General features: G+C 45.4%; 18 protein-coding genes. 10 read left to right on the plus strand and 8 right to left on the minus strand.

Features of this window, described 5'->3' with window-relative positions:
• Positions 1-53: 53 nt before the first annotated feature.
• On the minus strand, positions 54-1,127 hold the full coding sequence (locus ACFSDB_RS03380) for an S-layer homology domain-containing protein (protein WP_204890992.1): 1,074 nt from the start codon (positions 1,125-1,127) through the stop codon (positions 54-56).
• Positions 1,128-1,262: 135 nt separating this feature from the next.
• Entirely contained in the window at positions 1,263-2,345 is a 1,083-nt protein-coding gene (locus ACFSDB_RS03385; protein ID WP_377339127.1) for an S-layer homology domain-containing protein, read from the minus strand.
• A gap of 259 nt (positions 2,346-2,604) precedes the next feature.
• Here ACFSDB_RS03385 and ACFSDB_RS03390 point away from each other — a divergent pair, with 259 nt between their 5' ends.
• Complete coding sequence (locus ACFSDB_RS03390) at positions 2,605-2,829, plus strand: hypothetical protein (RefSeq protein WP_204890991.1); 225 nt, start codon at positions 2,605-2,607, stop codon at positions 2,827-2,829.
• A 36-nt stretch (positions 2,830-2,865) separates the two neighbouring features.
• Here the strand turns inward: ACFSDB_RS03390 and ACFSDB_RS03395 are convergent, their stop codons facing one another.
• Positions 2,866-3,786 carry a hypothetical protein gene (locus ACFSDB_RS03395; protein ID WP_204890990.1) on the minus strand — a complete coding sequence of 307 codons (921 nt, stop codon included), beginning with the start codon at positions 3,784-3,786 and terminating at the stop codon, positions 2,866-2,868.
• A gap of 545 nt (positions 3,787-4,331) precedes the next feature.
• On the opposite strand from ACFSDB_RS03395, the gene ACFSDB_RS03400 reads away from it, so the two are divergent.
• Positions 4,332-5,099, plus strand: coding sequence for a tyrosine-protein phosphatase (locus tag ACFSDB_RS03400; protein ID WP_204890989.1), 768 nt, complete (start codon positions 4,332-4,334; stop codon positions 5,097-5,099).
• 567 nt (positions 5,100-5,666) lie between these two features.
• A complete protein-coding gene (locus ACFSDB_RS03405) occupies positions 5,667-6,167 on the plus strand; it encodes a hypothetical protein (protein ID WP_204890988.1) in 501 nt (166 codons plus the stop codon).
• A gap of 227 nt (positions 6,168-6,394) precedes the next feature.
• On the opposite strand, the gene ACFSDB_RS03410 is transcribed toward ACFSDB_RS03405, so the two are convergent.
• The 5 genes from ACFSDB_RS03410 to ACFSDB_RS03430 are packed head-to-tail and all read right to left on the minus strand — an operon-like array spanning position 6,395 to position 10,372.
• Entirely contained in the window at positions 6,395-7,438 is a 1,044-nt protein-coding gene (locus ACFSDB_RS03410; protein ID WP_204890987.1) for a hypothetical protein, read from the minus strand.
• Positions 7,439-7,449: 11 nt separating this feature from the next.
• Positions 7,450-8,892, minus strand: coding sequence for an MBOAT family O-acyltransferase (locus ACFSDB_RS03415; protein ID WP_204890986.1), 1,443 nt, complete (start codon positions 8,890-8,892; stop codon positions 7,450-7,452).
• A gap of 45 nt (positions 8,893-8,937) precedes the next feature.
• A complete protein-coding gene (locus ACFSDB_RS03420) occupies positions 8,938-9,306 on the minus strand; it encodes a DMT family transporter (protein ID WP_204890985.1) in 369 nt (122 codons plus the stop codon).
• A gap of 3 nt (positions 9,307-9,309) precedes the next feature.
• A complete protein-coding gene (locus ACFSDB_RS03425; protein WP_204890984.1) occupies positions 9,310-9,663 on the minus strand; it encodes a DUF2304 domain-containing protein in 354 nt (117 codons plus the stop codon).
• Positions 9,664-9,682: 19 nt separating this feature from the next.
• Complete coding sequence (locus ACFSDB_RS03430; protein ID WP_204890983.1) at positions 9,683-10,372, minus strand: glycosyltransferase family 2 protein; 690 nt, start codon at positions 10,370-10,372, stop codon at positions 9,683-9,685.
• Between the two features lie 699 nt (positions 10,373-11,071).
• Here ACFSDB_RS03430 and ACFSDB_RS03435 point away from each other — a divergent pair.
• The 7 genes from ACFSDB_RS03435 to ACFSDB_RS03465 all read left to right on the plus strand — a co-directional run bounded on the left by ACFSDB_RS03435 (position 11,072) and on the right by ACFSDB_RS03465 (position 18,480).
• Positions 11,072-11,803, plus strand: coding sequence for a YveK family protein (locus tag ACFSDB_RS03435; RefSeq protein WP_204890982.1), 732 nt, complete (start codon positions 11,072-11,074; stop codon positions 11,801-11,803).
• A 3-nt stretch (positions 11,804-11,806) separates the two neighbouring features.
• On the plus strand, positions 11,807-12,508 hold the full coding sequence (locus ACFSDB_RS03440; RefSeq protein ID WP_204890981.1) for a CpsD/CapB family tyrosine-protein kinase: 702 nt from the start codon (positions 11,807-11,809) through the stop codon (positions 12,506-12,508).
• A 288-nt stretch (positions 12,509-12,796) separates the two neighbouring features.
• Positions 12,797-14,626 carry a polysaccharide biosynthesis protein gene (locus ACFSDB_RS03445; protein ID WP_204890980.1) on the plus strand — a complete coding sequence of 610 codons (1,830 nt, stop codon included), beginning with the start codon at positions 12,797-12,799 and terminating at the stop codon, positions 14,624-14,626.
• 41 nt (positions 14,627-14,667) lie between these two features.
• Complete coding sequence (locus ACFSDB_RS03450) at positions 14,668-15,261, plus strand: sugar transferase (RefSeq protein WP_204890979.1); 594 nt, start codon at positions 14,668-14,670, stop codon at positions 15,259-15,261.
• Complete coding sequence (locus ACFSDB_RS03455; RefSeq protein WP_204890978.1) at positions 15,262-16,149, plus strand: NAD-dependent epimerase/dehydratase family protein; 888 nt, start codon at positions 15,262-15,264, stop codon at positions 16,147-16,149.
• A gap of 95 nt (positions 16,150-16,244) precedes the next feature.
• Positions 16,245-17,372, plus strand: coding sequence for an EpsG family protein (locus tag ACFSDB_RS03460; RefSeq protein WP_204890977.1), 1,128 nt, complete (start codon positions 16,245-16,247; stop codon positions 17,370-17,372).
• Positions 17,373-17,388: 16 nt separating this feature from the next.
• On the plus strand, positions 17,389-18,480 hold the full coding sequence (locus tag ACFSDB_RS03465; RefSeq protein ID WP_204890976.1) for a glycosyltransferase: 1,092 nt from the start codon (positions 17,389-17,391) through the stop codon (positions 18,478-18,480).
• The last annotated feature ends 20 nt before the right edge of the window (positions 18,481-18,500 follow it).

Here is an 18,500-nt window from a genome sequence, read left to right on the forward strand (position 1 = left end):
ATGTAATAAAAGAAATGAAAGCCCCTGCAACCGAAGCTGCAGGGGCTTTACCTTTATTTCACATTGATCAATTCGACTCCGACTTCGCCATCATCATGAACCAGCTTCACTTGGCCCATACCTGGAACCAAATAGAACTTATGACCGCTATTCGGAATTTCAGAATATCCTTCCACAGTGACTTCCACGGCGTTCGTAAACGTTTTATAAGCCGTTTCGACCGTCACGTTCACGCCGGTGACCGACAACTTGTCGCCATAATCTTCTCCGGCATCAATGACCGTTCCGACCTTGTATGGGTAGACCAGGTCCAGCATTGTAAAGTTGAGCGGGGACCCGATTTCGTAACCAGAACGTGACTCTGTTTCATTGTAGAAGCCGTATTCCTCCGTGCTGTCGTGCCAAGCAAAGCCAAGGTCGATACGCGGCATGGTGTATCTCTTATACGAATGGGTGGAAACCGTTCCATCTTCGTATTTGTACACATAGGTTTTCGTCTTGTCGCGCATAAAACCGTTTGCCAGATGCGTATCGTTCTGGAACTTCGGCTCCTCGGCGCGTGCAAGGAAGGCCGAGAACTGACCGCGCGTCGTTTTCGCATACGGCTTGAACGTTCCGTCCGAGTAGCCGGCTGCGATGTTCGAATCCGCTACGGCGCTGACAGCGTAATAAGCGCGCATGTTTGGATTCACGTCTTTGAACGTGTTCAACCCGATTTCCGGAGAGGAGTAGACCATCCCCAAAATGATCGCCATATCCCCGCGCGTAATCGGCGCATACGGACGGAAAGTGCCATCATCATAGCCGTTGATATATCCCTGTTCTCTAACCGCCGCAATATACCCGCTCGCTTTCATGCCTTTCGTAACATCCGAGAATCCGCTCGCACGCGGCGTGCCGTCAAACTGGAACAATTTGCCGATCATGATTGCTGCTTCCGCGCGCGTCACAATCTTATCCGGCTGGACGGTGCCGTCCGGGTAGCCCGAAACCGCGCCCAATTCCATCAAATACGTCATTTCATCATAAAAGCCGTGGCTTTTCGGCAAGTCGCTCGCCGCAGAAGCCGGGGCTGCCAATAAACCCAGTGCCAGGACCGTGCCTGACAACGCTGTAACCCATTTCACAAAAATCATTCCTTTTCTATTGTAAATAAATTCCTCTAAACAATTTACCACAAAAGGAAAAATATACAATAGCTTTTGTAACATTCCTGTAACAAAAGAAAACCCCTGCAGCCAAACCTGCAGGGGACACCACCTTTATTCCACTCCAACCAGCACCATACCTACCGCACCGTTCTTATCCACCGTCTTCACATTGCCGAATCCCGGCACCATATAATACTTGAAGCTCTCCACTTCGAACTCCGCATTGTCCGGAACCGTGACTTCCACCGCATTCGTGAATGTCCGGTACGGCGTCACGACGCGGACATTCACGCCGGTGATCTGGGCAGGGGGCTGGAGGAAACTATCCGTGTTGAATTTCGTCCCAACTTTCACTGGATACACTAGGTCCGTAAAGAACTCTGAACGCGGATAGCCGATGCCGTACACCTCATACGACTCGAGCTCCAGGTAATAATCCTGCAGCCCTTTAGAATGGTCCACCGACCAGACAAAGCCGAGCGGTTCGTTCATATAAGTCGGCACGTTCACGTACGTATGCTTTTGTGTGATATTGCCCGCATATTGGTACGTATAGGCTTTCGTCTTGTCACGTAAATACGTGCCGGCCATATGCGTGTCATTCTTGAACTTCGGCTCGAGGCCGCGCGCAAGGAACGCCGAGAACTGGCCGCGTGTCGTCGAAGCCATCGGCCGGAACGTCCGGTCCTTGTAGCCCGCGGCAATGTTCGCGCCCAGTACCTGATAGATGGCATCATGCGCTTTCATATTCGTCGACACGTCCCTAAATTGGCCGGGTCCGAAGATTGGCGTCGCGAATACCCGGGACAGGATGATCGCCATGTCGCCGCGCGTGATTGGCGCATACGGACGGAACGTGCCGTCCCCGTAGCCGCTGATGATGCGCGCTTCCTGGGCTGCGGCGATAAAGCCGCTCGCTTTCTGGCCTTTTGTCACATCCGTGAACTTCGTCGCACGCGGCGTGCCGTCGAATCCTTTCAGCTTGCCGATCATGATTGCCGCTTCCGCACGTGTCACAATCCGGTCGGGCTGCACCGTGCCGTCAGGATAGCCGGACACCACCCCTTTGCCAAGCAGATACGTCATCTCTTCATAGAACCCGTGGCTGGGCGGCAAATCGGTCGCTGCAAGGGCAGGGGAGGCGAGAAGCGTGAGCGCCAGCAGCACGGCCGATAAAACGGAGAACTTTTTCACAAGCATCATCCCTTCACGGTTTATACCAAAAACTTATCATATCCGCGAAATTATACAATAGCCAAACGGAATAAAATCTGATAATTCTTATAAATAAATGCGAATTCACCATTTATCCCGTGTAAAACCCATAATTTCTAAAAAACTTCCAAAAAGGTCTAGTCGATAAATACTGTTTAGGGTATACTTGGTGTAACTTATTTCCCTCGAATTTCGGTTCTAACAATAAAAAACAAAAAGAGAGTAGGGCGAAACGACTATGATGGACTTCGAAGGCTATAAAAATCAGTTGGAAAAACGATATAACCGTGATATGCGCGAGATCCTCCACGACATCTACATCGCCCGTGACATGGGGCCGTCCGTCGGCGCGAAGCACCTCGGCATTCCGCGCCAGGTCTTCCTTTATTACCGGAATCTCTACAACCTGAAAGAACTCAAGCACCAGCTGGCTGCCCAGAGCGAGTTAGGCATCGAACGATAAAAAAATGGCCGCGGCATCTGCCGCGGCCATTCTCTTTTATAATCCGGAAGCTTTGCTGAGCAAGGCTTTTTTCCGTTCTGCTTTGCGTGCTTCATATTCAGAGACGAACGACTCCGCATGCGATTCCGCAAGGCCGTTCGCTTTCAATTCGCTCTTCAATGAACCGATCACCGCATAGAACACGGTATCCGTACGGTTCTCAAGCTCCGTCGCAGCACTCACATACTTGTTATAGAAGTAAGCATAATTGATGCTTTCGCCAGCCGCTTTTTTCTGTGCGTATTCCGTCTGTGCTGCGCCAATCAAGCCGCCGATGCGGGAAGACGCCTGGCCTTCGATGTCCGCTAGTGTCGGTTCGTACTTCTGTTTGATCGAAGCCACCGTTACGCCAGCTTCAGCAGGCGCTTTGCCGCCTGTTGATCCAGAACCGGAAGACCCGTTGCCTGAAGAGCCGCTGCCTGATGAACCGGAACCGGTTGATCCGCCTGTAGCTGAACCGTTAGAACCTGTTGTCCCAGACGCTTTGTCCGTGCTGCTTCCGCCAGAAGAAGAGCCTGCCGTGCCGGAAGTGGTCGTTGCCGATCCGCTTGCCGTGCTGCCGGAAGTCGAAGCCGAATCGCCTGATCCAGATTTCGAACCTGAACCGGAAGCTGAGCCTTCAGTTGTACCGGCCGCAGCCGATCCGTCAGCCGAAGCTCCGTCACCGGAAGCAGTCGTACCTGAACCCGGCTCGCCAGATTCTTTGCCATCCGCATCCTCGACAACTTTGCCGTCTTTATCAACGATGATCACCGAGCCGTCCGGCAATTCCACTTCGTATTCCTCTTCGATCACTTTATCCACATTCTCATCCGCCGTCTCATATTCCTTGAACTGGAATATATACACGAGGTAACCCGCGACGCTCAAGAAGACGATGCCCAAAACCAATATAATTTTCTTCCAGTGCTTTTTCATTCAATAAAACCCTCCCAAATTAAAATCTTCTTCTTACGATAGCACAAAAACTTCTACTTTTATACAGATAAATTTATTATTACTAATATTTTACAATATTTTCTATTGTCGTAACAATCGCTATCGGCTACAATAAATAAATGCGCTCTTTGTAATTTTAAAATATATCGTTCAATTCTATGGGGATATAAAGTAGCAATTTTAATATTAAATTTCTATTTATAAAGAAGTCGAACCAGCGAAGGCGCGCAAACGGGCTAGGCAATAAAATGGCCCAAAAGCAGTTTGGGCCATTTTATTTGCGACGAAGCTAGCGCAGCGATGCAGGAGCAGAAGGTTTTCGCTAAGAGACGAGTGATCTTCTAGGCTTCTTGTGGGAGCCATGCCCAAAGCGCCAAAGCGGCTTCACAGATTCCGTTCCCGCATGCACAATCGCCGGGAGTATTATATAATTCACTTAACTGTTCCAACCCATTGGCACTTCCGGACGGAAGGCCATTCCCGATAAATCAAAGCAAAATCCCGATTATACGGAGGAGACCCCGATGATTGACACACACTCACATATCCTGCCAGGCCTCGACGACGGCGCCCAAACAATGGCCGAAACCATCGCATTGCTCGAAAAAGCGGTAAGCGAACAGATCACCGACATCATCGCCACACCGCATGGCTACCACCCGAACTTCAAAACCGACCTGGCGCTCATGCAGCAGCAGCTGAAAACGGTTCAGGACTACATCACCGAACAGGGGATGCCGCTCAACATCCACGCCGGCATGGAATGCCGCCTGTCCGAGAACTTGCCCGAACGTTTGGCAAAAGGGGAGGCCCTCACCTTGGCCGGCTCGCGGTACGTCCTGTTAGAACTGCCGTCATCTGGCATCCCGGCCTATACCGTACCAATCATCCAACAATTGATCAGCGCCAACTACGTGCCGATCATCGCGCACGCCGAACGCAACCAGGGCATCATCGAAAAACCGGAGCGCCTCCGCAAGCTCCTCCTGCACGGCGCGCTGGCCCAAGTCACCGCAGGTTCTGTCGCCGGCAGCTTCGGCAAAGCCATCCAGAAAACCGCCATGACGCTCATCGAAGCCAACCTGATCCACGTCTACGGCTCCGATGTCCACAACATGGACGTCCGCCCGTTCAAGTTTAACGACGGCCTCGATTATCTCGAAAAAAAGAACCATCACGAAATCGTCGACCTGCTCCTCGAAAACAACGAGCGCATCATCCAGAACCGCCACCTCATCGTCCTGGAACCCCAGGACATCCCGAAACCGAAATGGTGGAACGTTTTCGCTTAAGAATGGAATAAAACCTACAAGGCCATCCAATCTCACATTGGATGGCCTATTTTCGTCTAGACAGCGGGGGAGTGTCGATTAAACTGCGAGAAGTGTCGATTAAATTCTGATTTGTGTTGAATAAAATCTAAGAAGTGTCGATTAAACTTCTGATAATGTCGATTAAATTTTGCGAAGCATCTATGGCGCATCTCTTAAACCACCGATAAGAACCTCCGAAACATAGATAGAAACCCTAGAAACATCGATAGAAGCTGTCGAAACGTAGATAGAAACACTAAAAACACCGATAGAACCCTCCCAAATGCCAAAAGCAATAATGCCCTTTGGCATTTCGCCAAGGCGAAATGCGCTGTTGCACTTAAAGGAGACTTCCGCGATGCGGAAGTCTCTTCATATCACGCCCTTGAACTTAGCGTCTTGGAGCGGAACTAAAAATATTTGCTCTCGAAAGACCAATGATATATGTAATATCCTGGATAGTTCATGTTAAAATACAAACAGCTCGTATGGTGCGATCACCTATAAATGAGCCTATACATAAATAAAAATTACGGGGGTCCCCCAATGTTCACAATCGATCAATATATCGGCAACATTCAATCAAATCTGCAAAAACATTCAAATGAACTAACAAGCAATCTGAAAAGAGTCGTTGCCTACAAATTCTCACCAGCTATCGATCTGCTCGATTTCACCGCATCCATAGAACCGATCAATTTCGAACTATCAATCCGCATGTTCTCAATGGACCAGGGCGCCAACGAAGTCTTCAATGAAGAAAACAACCCGAATCTATTCGCTGGAAGCGAAGAAGTGCTCCCAGAAATTCTGTATCATGAATTAGATAATAGCCAGAGAGAAGCTTTCTTCGACTTCTACGAAGAACATGAAATGGAAATCCCTGAACAAGAGCAGAAAACATTCGCCGAGTGGTTCAGCTCTTGCTGGAAAGAAGCAGGGGGAGACGCTTTGGAACTGCCAGCCTACTTGGTGTTGCCGGAAGAATCGAATTCCTATGATCTTAGAAAAAGTGAGTGGATAGACGAAGAAGAAAAGTGGACTTGAATCATTCCATATTAGTTTAGAGTTTTATGCTCAATCAATTCGAAAGAGACTTCTGATGTTGGAAGTCTCTTTTGGTTTTTCGTTCTGTCATTGCAATTAAGATAAAACTTATGCAACAAAGAGGGAGATGAATGTCAAGCTTACTTAAAGTAGCCCTTTCTATTCTAAGAGGCTTTCGTTTATACTCACAAAAAAAACCGCCCATCAAGGCGGTTCGTAAAAGAAATTTATTTCAACCCACTTACAAGCGCCTCAACCTCAGCCAAGTGCTCATCAATGTTCTCAGGCGTCACATACACCCCGAAATCCTCCGTCACATCCGCCGACTCGCCTTGTTCCACGCGCGCCGCAATCATGTCGCCGACCTCCGGGTAAAAGTGGTGCCCGTCAAAATAATTTGTAATGTCATTCGTTACCGTGTTCGGGTACATGAAGTTCCACACACCGCCATATACATCCACCAAATCGCGGAGCCACGTCTCGTACTCATCGTACAGCCCCGTCGAATCCAGCGATTTGAACAGCTCGCTCGAGATCGGGGTCGTGTACACGACCTTCTCAGCTTCCGGATGCGTATCGCGTACTTTCGTCATGACTTCCTTGTACTTCGGAAAATACGTATAGCGCTCGCCGTAGAACGTCGACTCGAACTTGCGGATCTTGCTCTCCGTCAGCTTCAGTGTCTCCTCTTCGTTATAACGCTTCGCAAATGCATTGCCTTCGCGGTTGTACAGACGGTCTGCCGTAATTTCGTCTTCGCGCGACAGCTCGAAGTTCTCATATGAGGTCTTCAGCACATCAAACGACAACAGGTTCTTGCTGCGGTAGAACGGCTCGGTCACGCGTGCCACATGGTTCAGGATCGAACGCGGCGCCTCGGCTTCTTGTGTGCTCGACTTGAAGAAGTCGACACCCAGCACCACGCGCTCGTAATCCGGGTTTTCCTCGAAAGCGAAACTCAGCATTGTCTGATACTCGCGCATCGACAAATTCGCGACCGAGTAATTATAGACGTCCCAGTCCGAAAATGCATCGGTATGGATATACGTGCTCCGGCTTGAGCCGATCAAGAGCGTATCCGCATCCTTCGGCACATAAATCTGGTTCGCCGTCTTCTGCTCACGCTCATCGGTCACGACTTGGACGTCGTTGAACTCGTGCGCGTGGCTGTAATGCCATAGCGGGTCGATCCAGTAATTGAATCCGGCCACCGCCGCCGTCAACGTGGCGAAAATCGCCATGACGGTAAGGGAATATGATTTATCGCTCATGGGATCTCCTCCTAGAAGTTGAAGTACAGGAACTCGCTCACTTGCTGCAGCTGCATGACGCTATAGAACAACAGCGCCGCCGCAAACACAGCCATGGCCAAATTCCGTTTTGTTTCGTACATGATCTCGGTCGAATTTTTCGCGAACCAGGCGATCAATAGGCCGATGACCAGTGTTACCAACAGCTCCACTGAATGTGCCTGGAACGGGAAGCTCGTGAACCAGCTCTTATCCAGATCCGTGAACACACGTGCCAATCCGCCAGGCAGCCCAATGCCGTTGAAACCGAGCATCGCCTTCAGAACCGCAATCGCGTCGCCGAAGCTTAGCGCCCGGAAGAACACCCACGCAAAATGGACGAACAGGAATGTCACAATCCAAGCCAAAATCGAATTCATCTTAAACCCGGCCAGTTTCCAGTAGCGGCAGATGATGCTCGCCAGCCCGTGCATGACGCCCCAGATCAGGAACGTCCACCCGGCACCGTGCCAGATGCCCGACACCAGGAAGATGATGAAGATGTTGACGTAAGTCCGCACTTTCCCTTTGCGGTTCCCGCCGAGCGGGATGTAGATATACGTCGTCAAAAAATGCGACAGTGTGATATGCCAGCGGCGCCAGAAATCCTGGATGTCGCGCGCTTTATAAGGCGAATTGAAGTTCAAAGGCAAACGGATGTTGAAGAGTAGCGCCAGCCCGATCGCCATATCCGAATACCCGCTGAAATCGAAGTACAGCTGCAGCGTATACGACAGCGTCGTGATCCAGCTGTCGACGAACGACAGGGAGCCGACGTCGTTATAGCCGGCGTTCGCCCATTCGGCGAACGTATCGGCAATCGCCACTTTCTTGAACAAGCCGATCGCAAAAATCAAAAGCCCTTGCGAAATGTGTTCGTAATTGATGCGGTATGACCGTTTGTCGCTGAACTGTTCCATGACCTGGCCGTGGTGGACAATCGGCCCCGCGATCAATTGCGGGAAGAACGATACGAAAAGCCCGTAGTTCAGGAAATTGTATTCCTTCGTCTCCAAGCGGTACGAGTCGACCAAATACGCGATCTGCTGGAACGTGTAGAACGAAATCGCGAGCGGCAATAAAATATCCTTCAGCACAAACTCCGAGCCGAACACCACGTTTATGTTCTCGACAAAGAAATCATAGTACTTGTAATAACCGAGCAGCGCGACGTTGAAAATGATCCCGACAGTGAGGATCGCTTTTCGGAACGACTTCGCCCGGTCCTTGCCGAGGAACATGCCGATTGTGTAGTTGATAACCATCGACACCAGGATCAGCGGCAAGTACGCCGGATTCCAGTAGCCGTAGAAAAACAGCGAAGCGACCAAAAGCCACGTCTTGGCAAATGGAATATGTATGCGGCCGAGCAGGTAATACAAAATCCAGACAATCGGCAGGAACAGGAAAATGAATTCAAACGAGTTAAATATCATGGTGAAACCCCTTTAAAAGATGGAATGTGGAACCGAAGCGGAAGCTCAGCGCATTTCGCTGAGGCCGATGATCGATACGCCGAGCATGATGAAGCAGACGCCGGCGATTTTCCACACCGTGATCGTTTCACCGAAAATGAAAAATGCGCCGACGACCGCGATGACGTACGCGCTCGACTGGAGCGGATACGCGACGCTGAGCGGCACTTTGGTCAAGATGAACAGCCAAAGGATCGTGGCGAGCCCGTACATCGACAGCCCCGTCAGGATATACGGCGAGAAGAACATCTTCACGACCGACAGGACAGATGAGAACGCGTCCGACTGTTTTTCCATGCCGACTTTCCAAAGAAACTGGCCGGCAACCAGGATAAGTGTATTTGCGAGTACCAATAAAAGATGCGTAACATTCATGAGTTAATTTTCCTCTTTCCGGTAATTCTTAAGTTCGCGCTGCAAGAACGCGACTTCCTGCACCAGGATGCGCGTGCGGCGCTCCTGCTTCGACAATAGCGCGGTGTGGTAGATGAGCAGGCTCAGCACCACAAGGAATGCTAGCAGGAAAATGAGCGACGGCATATAGGCGATGCCGATCAGATGCGACAGCCGGTTCAAGTACGGCAAGGCGATTGCCATGACGACACCGATCCCGGAGAACAGGAGCCACATGAACGCGTACTGGTCCGTGAGTTTGTTTTTTGCCGTCATCGCGACGACCACCCCGAGGAAAAACAGCGCGGCGGCGAGGACGATGAAATGTATAATATCCATGCTTAGAAAAAGCCCCTTCCTATATATATGAACGAATCAGCGAAAAGAAAGTTACTTTCGCCATGTAGTAGATCGATTTCACCGGCGTGATTGATGACGCACCGCCTTGGCGGGCGTTCATCTCGACTTTCGTCTCTTCGACTGTGAACCGCTTGCGTGCAAGCTTGACGATCACTTCGACTTCCGGGTAATCGACCGGGTAGTCGTTTGCGAACCATTCAATCACACGGCGGTTGACGATGCGGTAGCCGGACGTCGGGTCCGTAATGTGGACACGCGAAATCATCCGCAGCAGGTAATTGAAATAAAGGATGCCCGTACGGCGCGTCAAACTGCCTTTGTAATTCGATTTCTCCAGGAAACGCGAGCCGATCAGCATGTCGACATTGCGTCGCTTCATCTCGGATACCAAATGATGCAGGTCTTCCGGGTCGTGCTGGCCGTCGGCGTCAAGTTGGATCGCGTAGTCATAGCCGTGCTGCGCTGCGTAGCGGTAGCCCGTCTGCACCGCGCCGCCAATCCCCAGGTTCACAGGAAGCGTCACGTGCGAAAAATTATGCTGTTCGAGGATCTCTTTCGTCCGGTCGGTGGAGCCGTCATTCACCACGACATAATCGTATTCGGCGAACTGCTCCAATTGCTTGACGGTGTCAACGATCGCCTGCTCCTCGTTATACGCCGGAACGATGATCAATATATTAGAAGTCATTACAGAAAAGCCCCTTTACCATAGTACGTACATTATAGAACGCTTGGGCATGGAAGTCATGCCAATATATCATTATAAGCTATTTTCCCGGTGTATGCGATAGACCGGCAGTTCAGAAAAATGCGCATTTTAATAAAAAACTGCGCTTCGAGAAGCGATTTGATTGAAGTCATGCCGCCTGTAGAGGGAGAGGCAGGAGGGCGTAATGATTATTTAAAGATAGCGTGCTGCTAGACCTCTCATTCAGTTGAAGGGATAGAAACAGAAAATAAGATAGGGAAGACGATGCCAAATTTACTCAGCCTCACGGCCGAGTGAAACGAAAACCAACAGATATATATAAGGTTACAAAGAATCTTCCAGCGCCGGCGCGCCAGGGGCGAGGCGAAGCAAGAAGACAGGCGGTTTATGCCTGGCTTCTTGCGAAAGCCCTGCCCAAGTGCCGAAGCGGCCAAATACCACAATAATCCAGAAAAGAGTACTGTATTAAAAATAATAAAAAACGGCATTTTCAATAACTATACATTTTCTTTTATCGCTCCGACTAGTTATAAAATCCCGTTCTAATAGAATAATCCTGTTTTTTTGCCAATTCAGGAATAACTATCTATACTTTTTTCCAAATTAAACCTCATTATCCAAAGAACTTCATGTTATACTGAGATAAACATTTAAGCCCAAAAGGAGTTTTCACGACACATGGAAGAGACCATCTCGCTACAGGAATTGTTCACCACGCTGAAAAAGCGGCTCGGCCTGATCGCCATTCTGACCGTCCTCGCTGTCATCATCGCCGGTGTCATCAGCTATACCCTCTTGACTCCGATCTACGAAACATCGACGCAGATTCTGGTCAACCAAGAAAAGCAGGAAGCGTCGCAAGTGATCAACCAGAACATCCAAGCCGACCTTCAATTGATCAATACATATTCCGTCATCATCAAAAGCCCGGCTATCCTTGACCAAGTTGCAGAACAGCTTGACCTCGATTTGACCGCGGAGCAATTGAACCAGAAAATCACCGTTTCGAATGCTGAGAACTCGCAAGTCGTCAACGTGGCTGTCCAGGACGAAGATCCAGCAGTAGCGGTCGACATCGCGAACACTACAGCGAATGTCTTCCAGACTGAAATTACTGAACTCATGAACGTCGACAACGTCTCGATTCTGTCGCCGGCCGTGTTGAAAGAAAATCCGGTACCAGTCGCTCCGAACCCGATGCTTAACATGGCGATTGCCGCTGTAGTCGGCTTGATGCTTGGCGTCGGAATCGCGTTCCTATTGGAATACCTCGACACTTCAATTAAGAATGACCAGGACATCGAAGACGTCCTCGGTGTACCTGTCCTTGGCGTTATCTCGCCGATCCAGGAAGAGACCAACATCCAGAAAGCTGCAAGCAACACCACACCTAGAAGAAGGGGAGCGTAGTCGATGGCCCGAAAGAAAAAAGTACTCCAGGAAACCGCCCGCAAAGTGGTTACATATACCAACCCGCGTTCTTACGTTGCGGAACAATTCCGCACGTTGCGCACAAACATCAACTTCTCGTCTGCCGACGGCGACATCCGTTCACTTGTTGTGACGTCCGCTGCCCCTTCGGAAGGGAAGTCGACCGCGTCTGCGAACCTCGCAGTCGTATTCGCCCAGGAAGGCAAACGCGTCTTGCTCGTTGACGGCGACATGCGTAAACCGACGACGCATTACACATTCCATATGGGGAACTCCCAAGGATTGTCGAGCGTCCTGACGCGCCAGACAACAATCGAAGACGCAATCCGCCCAACAGTCGTCGAAAACCTCGACTTACTCACGTGTGGCCCGATTCCGCCGAACCCGGCGGAGCTGCTCGCATCGAAATCGATGGACGCGCTCATCGGGGAACTGAAAGACCGCTACGATTTGGTCATCTTCGACGCACCGCCTGTGCTCTCTGTTACTGACGGACAGATCCTCGCGAATAAATGCGAAGGCACCATCCTGGTGGTCAACTCCGGCACAACCGAGAAAGAGATGGCGCTTAAGGCGAAGGAAGCGATTACATCGTCGAACAGCCGCCTAATCGGAGCCGTTTTAAACAACTTCATCCTGCCAAAAGATAATTACTATTACCAATACTATGGAGCCGAGAAGTAAAAGGGGCATTCCCTTTTTGCTTTTCTTTTTTTGCCAATTTGCAAAAACAAGGACTTTTTACATATCATCTATTGAATTCATTATTGTTATACAAGAATACTAGGTCTTATTCATGGTTTTTGTGATGATTCCCTGCACAGTAAGTCCTTCACTGTCTAAAACATACATAAAAAGTATTTTTTTGTGGAAAAAAGTCTATCTTTGCCATATATTAGTATGTTAAAATAGGTGTAATAGTCAATTGTCCTATGACAAAAGACCTTATATCCCCGGAAAGGAATGACCCCTTTGTCTCTTAGAAAGCGCATATCCTTATTATTCGGGGTCGATTCGCTGATCGTCTTCTTCTCCATCTTCATCGGCTATTTCATCCTCCATCCGTGGACCAATCCGTTCGAGAGCAAGTTTCTCCTGGTGTGCGCCACTGTTATCTTCATTGCACACCATGCATTCTCGCTTTACTACGGCTTGTACCGGAGAGTCTGGGAATACGCCTCCATCGGCGAATTGACCTCCATTTTCAAAGCAGTCTCGTTCTCGGTGTTCACACTCGGCATCGTGCAGTTCTTAGTATTCGGCGACGTGCTGTTCCGTGCACTCGCGATTACCTGGATGCTGCACCTGTTGCTCATCGGCGGATCACGTCTGTCGTGGCGGTTGTTCCGCGACACGATCACTGGCAAAAAAGCGCCGGAGCAGAAACGCACGATGATCATCGGAGCGGGGCAGGCCGGCACACTTGTTGCGCGTCAGCTTCTGCATAACGCAGACCGCGGGTTGCTTCCGGTTGCCTTCATCGATGATGACCGCCATAAGCGCGGCCTTGAGATTCACGGCATCCGTGTGCACGGCAGCACAGAGGACATCGCGGAACTCGTCAAAGAGCACCGCATCGAAAACATCATCATCGCCATCCCGTCACTCACGAAAGTGCGCACGGCGGAACTTATCCAGGCGTGCATGGACCTCGGCGTCCGTACACAGACCATCCCGCTCATCGAAGACATCATGACCGGCAAGCTCTCCGTCAGCGATATCCAGGACGTCAAGATTGAAGACCTCCTCGGGCGCGACGAAGTGCAACTCGATATGAATAAAATAAAAGACCAGCTGACTGGCAAGATAGTCCTCGTCACCGGCGCTGGCGGTTCGATCGGTTCAGAAATCTCTCGCCAAATTATGCGCTTCGGCCCGAAAAAGCTCCTGCTTCTCGGACATGGAGAAAACTCGATTTATACGATCGACATGGAACTGCGCAAAACAGTCGCAGAAGGCACCGAACTCATCCCAATTATTGCGGACGTCCAGGACTACGACCGCATCATGGACGTCATGAATGAACACAGGCCGGACGTTGTCTACCACGCAGCGGCGCACAAACACGTACCACTCATGGAAATCAACCCGACTGAAGCTGTCAAAAATAACATCCACGGCACAAAGAACGTTGCAAATGCTGCACATATCTCGGGCGTAAAGAACTTCGTCTTGGTATCAACAGACAAGGCAGTCAACCCGCCGAACGTCATGGGGGCATCTAAACGCTTCGCTGAGATGATCGTCCAGAACTTGGCGAAGCGCAGTGACACGAAATTTGTCGCTGTCCGTTTTGGCAATGTCCTTGGTTCGCGCGGATCTGTTATCCCTTTATTTAAGGGACAGATTGCAGTAGGTGGACCGATTACAGTAACCGATCCAGAAATGACCCGTTATTTCATGACAATTCCTGAAGCTTCGCGGTTAGTAATTCAAGCTGGCTCCCTTGCTCAAGGTGGAGAAGTATTTGTCTTGGATATGGGCGAACCCGTTAAAATTGTCGACCTAGCGAAAAATCTAATTCGACTTTCCGGTTACTCAGAAGATGATATCGAAATTAAATACTCGGGCATCCGTCCTGGAGAGAAGTTGTTTGAAGAATTACTGAATGAAGATGAGATCCAAGCGGAGCAGGTATTTCCTAAGATTTATATCGGGAAAGCCAATCCAATCAGTGAGTTGGAGTTGTTCTATACACTAGAAAAGCTACCTGAGATGCCAAACGAGGAAATCAAGAAAGTTTTATTAGCTTTGGCAAATCGGAAGAACGTTGGAGAAAAAACACTTCAAGTTAGTATGTAGTTTCTTCTATATTAATTAACTATGAGAAGGGAGAACCGAAGATGTTCTCAGTGGCTAAACGAATTATCGATTTCACCATTTCACTTATAACATTGATTATCTTATCGGTAGTTTTACTGATCTTGTCGCTGCTCATCAAACTAGAGTCTCCTGGACCTGTCTTCTTCAAACAGAGAAGAATAGGCAAAGATAAGAAAGAGTTTGATATCTTGAAATTTAGAACGATGAAAATAGATGCCCCAAGCGACATGCCGACGCATTTGCTTGATAAACCGGATTTATATATTACAAAAACCGGGCAGTTCTTGCGCAAAACAAGCTTGGATGAGCTACCGCAATTGATGAATATCCTTAAAGGGGATATGAGTTTGATTGGTCCTCGCCCAGCGCTATGGAACCAGGAAGATCTTATTGCTGAACGTGATAAGTACAAGGCGAATGATGTGTTGCCAGGTTTGACGGGGCTTGCACAGATCAGTGGGCGCGATGAATTGCCGATTGAAGTGAAAGCTAAAATTGATGGGGAGTATGTTAAGAAGAAGAACCCACTATTGGACACCGAGATTTTCTTTAAGACGGTTTTCAGTGTTTTAAGAAGTGATGGAGTTAGAGAGGGAAAACGAGAGGTGTCTTAAATGAAAGTCTTGATAACTGGTGAAAATAGCTATGCTGGAACTCAATTGGAAAAACGCATAACTGAACTAAACATGAATTGGGACATAGAATTTATTTCAGTCAGAAATAACAATTGGAAACAAGTAGATTTCTCTGTTTATGATGCTATTTATCATGTAGCTGCAATTGTTCATAAAAAAGAAACTACAGAGAGTAAGGATTTATATTATAAAATTAATAGAGATTTAACACATGATTTGGCAGTAAAGGCAAAAGATGAAGGTGTTAAAACCTTTGTATTTTTGAGTACAATGGCAATTTACGGTCTAATAGGAAAGATCGGTGAAGAAACAATTATTTCTAAAGATACAATCCCTAAACCTACATCTAATTATGGAAAAAGCAAGTTAGAAGCTGAACAGCTTTTAAATAGCCTGCAGTCTTCAGAATTTAATGTTTCTATATTAAGAATTCCTATGATTTATGGTTATGAGTGTCCAGGAAATTATAAAGCACTTAGCAAATTGGCGAAAAAAACATTTGTGTTTCCGAGAATAAAGAATAAAAGAAGTTTTATATATATAGATCATCTCTCTGATATTGTTGCTCACTTAATAAAAAATAAGATTTCAGGGTTATTTTTAGTTAAAAACCCAGAAGATATTGATACTTTAAAAATGGTTAGTGAGATAGCTTTAAACAATAATAGAAAAATATATAGTTCATACTTGTTAGGAATCTTTATAAAATATTTTGGTAATAACTTTATTATTACTAGAAAAATGTTTGGAAATGTTTTCTATAGTAATAATGATTGTGTCATTCCTAATTTTCAATTTAAAACCATCAGTTTTGAAGAAAGTATATTTTTATCTGAGAATTTCAAGGGTAACTTTCCTTTGCATTAGTATTTAGCAGGGTGAGGAATAAAAATTCGATTATAAATAATATTTTCAGAAAAAGAGTAATTAAAAGGGATTCTTAACAGAAAGTAGGATAATTAATGTTTCTGTCAGAAAGATTATTTGGAGTATTAATATACTCTTTTATACTCTTTAGCGTTTATTTAATGATATATAGCTCTCAAAATAAAAATTTGGGAAAAATTTTATTAGTCTATACATTTTTATTATCTTTAATGGGGTTCTTTTTTACTCCAAACCCAGGTTCAGATTTGTATAGAATTATTCCTATAATGAACCTTTACGCTTCTTATAATTTCAAAGAAATTATTGATTTATCAATTGAAAGTAACACAGCATTTGCTCTGATCTATTTGCATTTAATTGGAAAAACAGGAGTAGCATCGTTATTGCCAGCAATTACCGCTTTTATCGTTTTTACAAATATATTTTATATTATCAAAAAGGCAGCTCAGAAATATAGTATTAATTCCGGAAATACAGCTTTGGTTTTATTCTTTACAATGTCTACGGGATTTTTTATTGAAGCAATAAGTGGAATTAGAACTGTGCTTGCCTTTTCAATAGTAGCCATTTGTTTTTATAAAGAAATAGAAGAAAAGAAGTTAATTATTAAAAATTTAGTTTGGTATTTTATAGCTTCTTTAATTCATCCGATAGCATTATTTATAGTATTATTACGTTTTTTATTTATTATCCTTCAAAGAGAAAAACATACAATAAATAGGCTTCTTTCTATCTTATTAAGTTTTTTATTTGTACTTACTTTATATTTATTTGGAAACATATATATTGATTCAATGATATTAAAAGCACAAGATTATTTTAGAACAAACCGATATAGCTACTTTTGGGAATATTTATTGGGGGTTCTTTCATTATTTACTATTACTTTAACTCAAATAATAATGTTTGGTATAAATCGAAAATCTAAAATTACAGATAACGTTATAAATATTTATAGATTTTCTGTGCTGATCAGTGTTATATGCATAGTAGTGATGGTGGAATACAATACATTCCACAGAATGGTGATTTTTAACATAATGCTTTCTATTCCTTTATTTATTTATACTTTAAACACAAAAAAATTTTCAGGGAAAAATAAATTATACTATAAATTTTTTTTAATATTAATTTCTTTAATAATGCTTTTGATAGCAAGTTCAAGGGGTAATTTAAGTAGTTTGAAATTTTTTATAATTTAATGAAATAGGTGCATATATGAAAATTGTTCATTTTACTTCTTTGGCAAATGATAAAGCAAGTGGAGTTGCAAATATTGTTCCTCTCCATATAATAAACCAATCAAAAATTGAAGATGTCTATTGGTGTAATATTAGTGAAAATTATATTCCACCGAACGGGTGTACAGAAATATATAAGTACTTAAAAAATTTTGATGAAAATACCTTCTCTACATTACCACCAATATTTAGACATCCAGATTTAGTTGTATTTCATGAGGTGTACTATTACAAATTTATTAGGATAGGTAAAATTTTAAATCATTTAAAAATACCATATATAATAGTTCCACATGGGTGTTTGACTAAAACGTCTAGAGAAAAAAAGTTTCTTAAAAAATTCCTTGCTTTAAACTTTATTTTTAATGAATTTATAGAAAAAGCTAGTGCAATTCAATATTTAACACATGGAGAACTTGAAACTTCAAAAAACAAGTGGAATGAAAAATATATTATAATACCAAATGGTTGCTTTATTCCAAATTTTAAAAAAGCGGAATTTAACGATCATGTTTTCACTGGCGTTTATATAGGTAGAAAGTCAATATATTATAAAGGTTTAGACTTACTTCTAGAAGCTTGTAGTAACATAAAAAGCCATCCTAAATTTCACAAGTTAAAAATAGAAATTTATGGTAGTGATGACAATAATTCAAATATTAAATTAGAAAGCTTAATTAAAAAATATAAGTTAGAAGAAACAGTTAAAGTTTACGATGCAATATATGATAAAGAAAAAGAACAAAAATTATTAGACAGTGATTTTTTTATATTAACTTCTAGATCTGAAGGTCATCCAGTTGCACTAATAGAAGCATTATCATATGGGCTGCCATGTCTAGTAACAGAAGCAACGAATATGGGTAAAGAAATTTTAAACTTTAATGCAGGCTGGGTTGCTCAATCTAATTCGAAAAGCATTGAAAGTGCGCTAATCGCATTATTAAATAGTGAGAAACAATTGTTTTGTAAAGGGGCTGAAGCTAGAAATTTATCGACAATGTACGAGTGGGGAAAAATAACCAAGGAATCTATAGGAAAGTACAAAGAAATTGTAAAAATTAATTAAAATATATAATTTTTAAGGAG

The sequence above is a fragment of the Planococcus chinensis genome, assembly GCF_042681545.1.
In the GTDB taxonomy this organism is placed as follows: domain Bacteria; phylum Bacillota; class Bacilli; order Bacillales_A; family Planococcaceae; genus Planococcus; species Planococcus chinensis.

Excerpts from the sequence above, each read along its gene's own strand:
- ACFSDB_RS03390 (WP_204890991.1), top strand. The coding sequence starts at position 2,605 with ATGATGGACTTCGAAGGCTATAAAAATCAGTTGGAAAAACGATATAAC.
- ACFSDB_RS03395 (WP_204890990.1), bottom strand. The coding sequence starts at position 3,786 with ATGAAAAAGCACTGGAAGAAAATTATATTGGTTTTGGGCATCGTCTTC.
- ACFSDB_RS03400 (WP_204890989.1), top strand. The coding sequence starts at position 4,332 with ATGATTGACACACACTCACATATCCTGCCAGGCCTCGACGACGGCGCC.
- ACFSDB_RS03405 (WP_204890988.1), top strand. The coding sequence starts at position 5,667 with ATGTTCACAATCGATCAATATATCGGCAACATTCAATCAAATCTGCAA.
- ACFSDB_RS03410 (WP_204890987.1), bottom strand. The coding sequence starts at position 7,438 with ATGAGCGATAAATCATATTCCCTTACCGTCATGGCGATTTTCGCCACG.
- ACFSDB_RS03415 (WP_204890986.1), bottom strand. The coding sequence starts at position 8,892 with ATGATATTTAACTCGTTTGAATTCATTTTCCTGTTCCTGCCGATTGTC.
- ACFSDB_RS03420 (WP_204890985.1), bottom strand. The coding sequence starts at position 9,306 with ATGAATGTTACGCATCTTTTATTGGTACTCGCAAATACACTTATCCTG.
- ACFSDB_RS03425 (WP_204890984.1), bottom strand. The coding sequence starts at position 9,663 with ATGGATATTATACATTTCATCGTCCTCGCCGCCGCGCTGTTTTTCCTC.
- ACFSDB_RS03430 (WP_204890983.1), bottom strand. The coding sequence starts at position 10,372 with ATGACTTCTAATATATTGATCATCGTTCCGGCGTATAACGAGGAGCAG.
- ACFSDB_RS03435 (WP_204890982.1), top strand. The coding sequence starts at position 11,072 with ATGGAAGAGACCATCTCGCTACAGGAATTGTTCACCACGCTGAAAAAG.
- ACFSDB_RS03440 (WP_204890981.1), top strand. The coding sequence starts at position 11,807 with ATGGCCCGAAAGAAAAAAGTACTCCAGGAAACCGCCCGCAAAGTGGTT.
- ACFSDB_RS03450 (WP_204890979.1), top strand. The coding sequence starts at position 14,668 with ATGTTCTCAGTGGCTAAACGAATTATCGATTTCACCATTTCACTTATA.
- ACFSDB_RS03455 (WP_204890978.1), top strand. The coding sequence starts at position 15,262 with ATGAAAGTCTTGATAACTGGTGAAAATAGCTATGCTGGAACTCAATTG.
- ACFSDB_RS03460 (WP_204890977.1), top strand. The coding sequence starts at position 16,245 with ATGTTTCTGTCAGAAAGATTATTTGGAGTATTAATATACTCTTTTATA.
- ACFSDB_RS03465 (WP_204890976.1), top strand. The coding sequence starts at position 17,389 with ATGAAAATTGTTCATTTTACTTCTTTGGCAAATGATAAAGCAAGTGGA.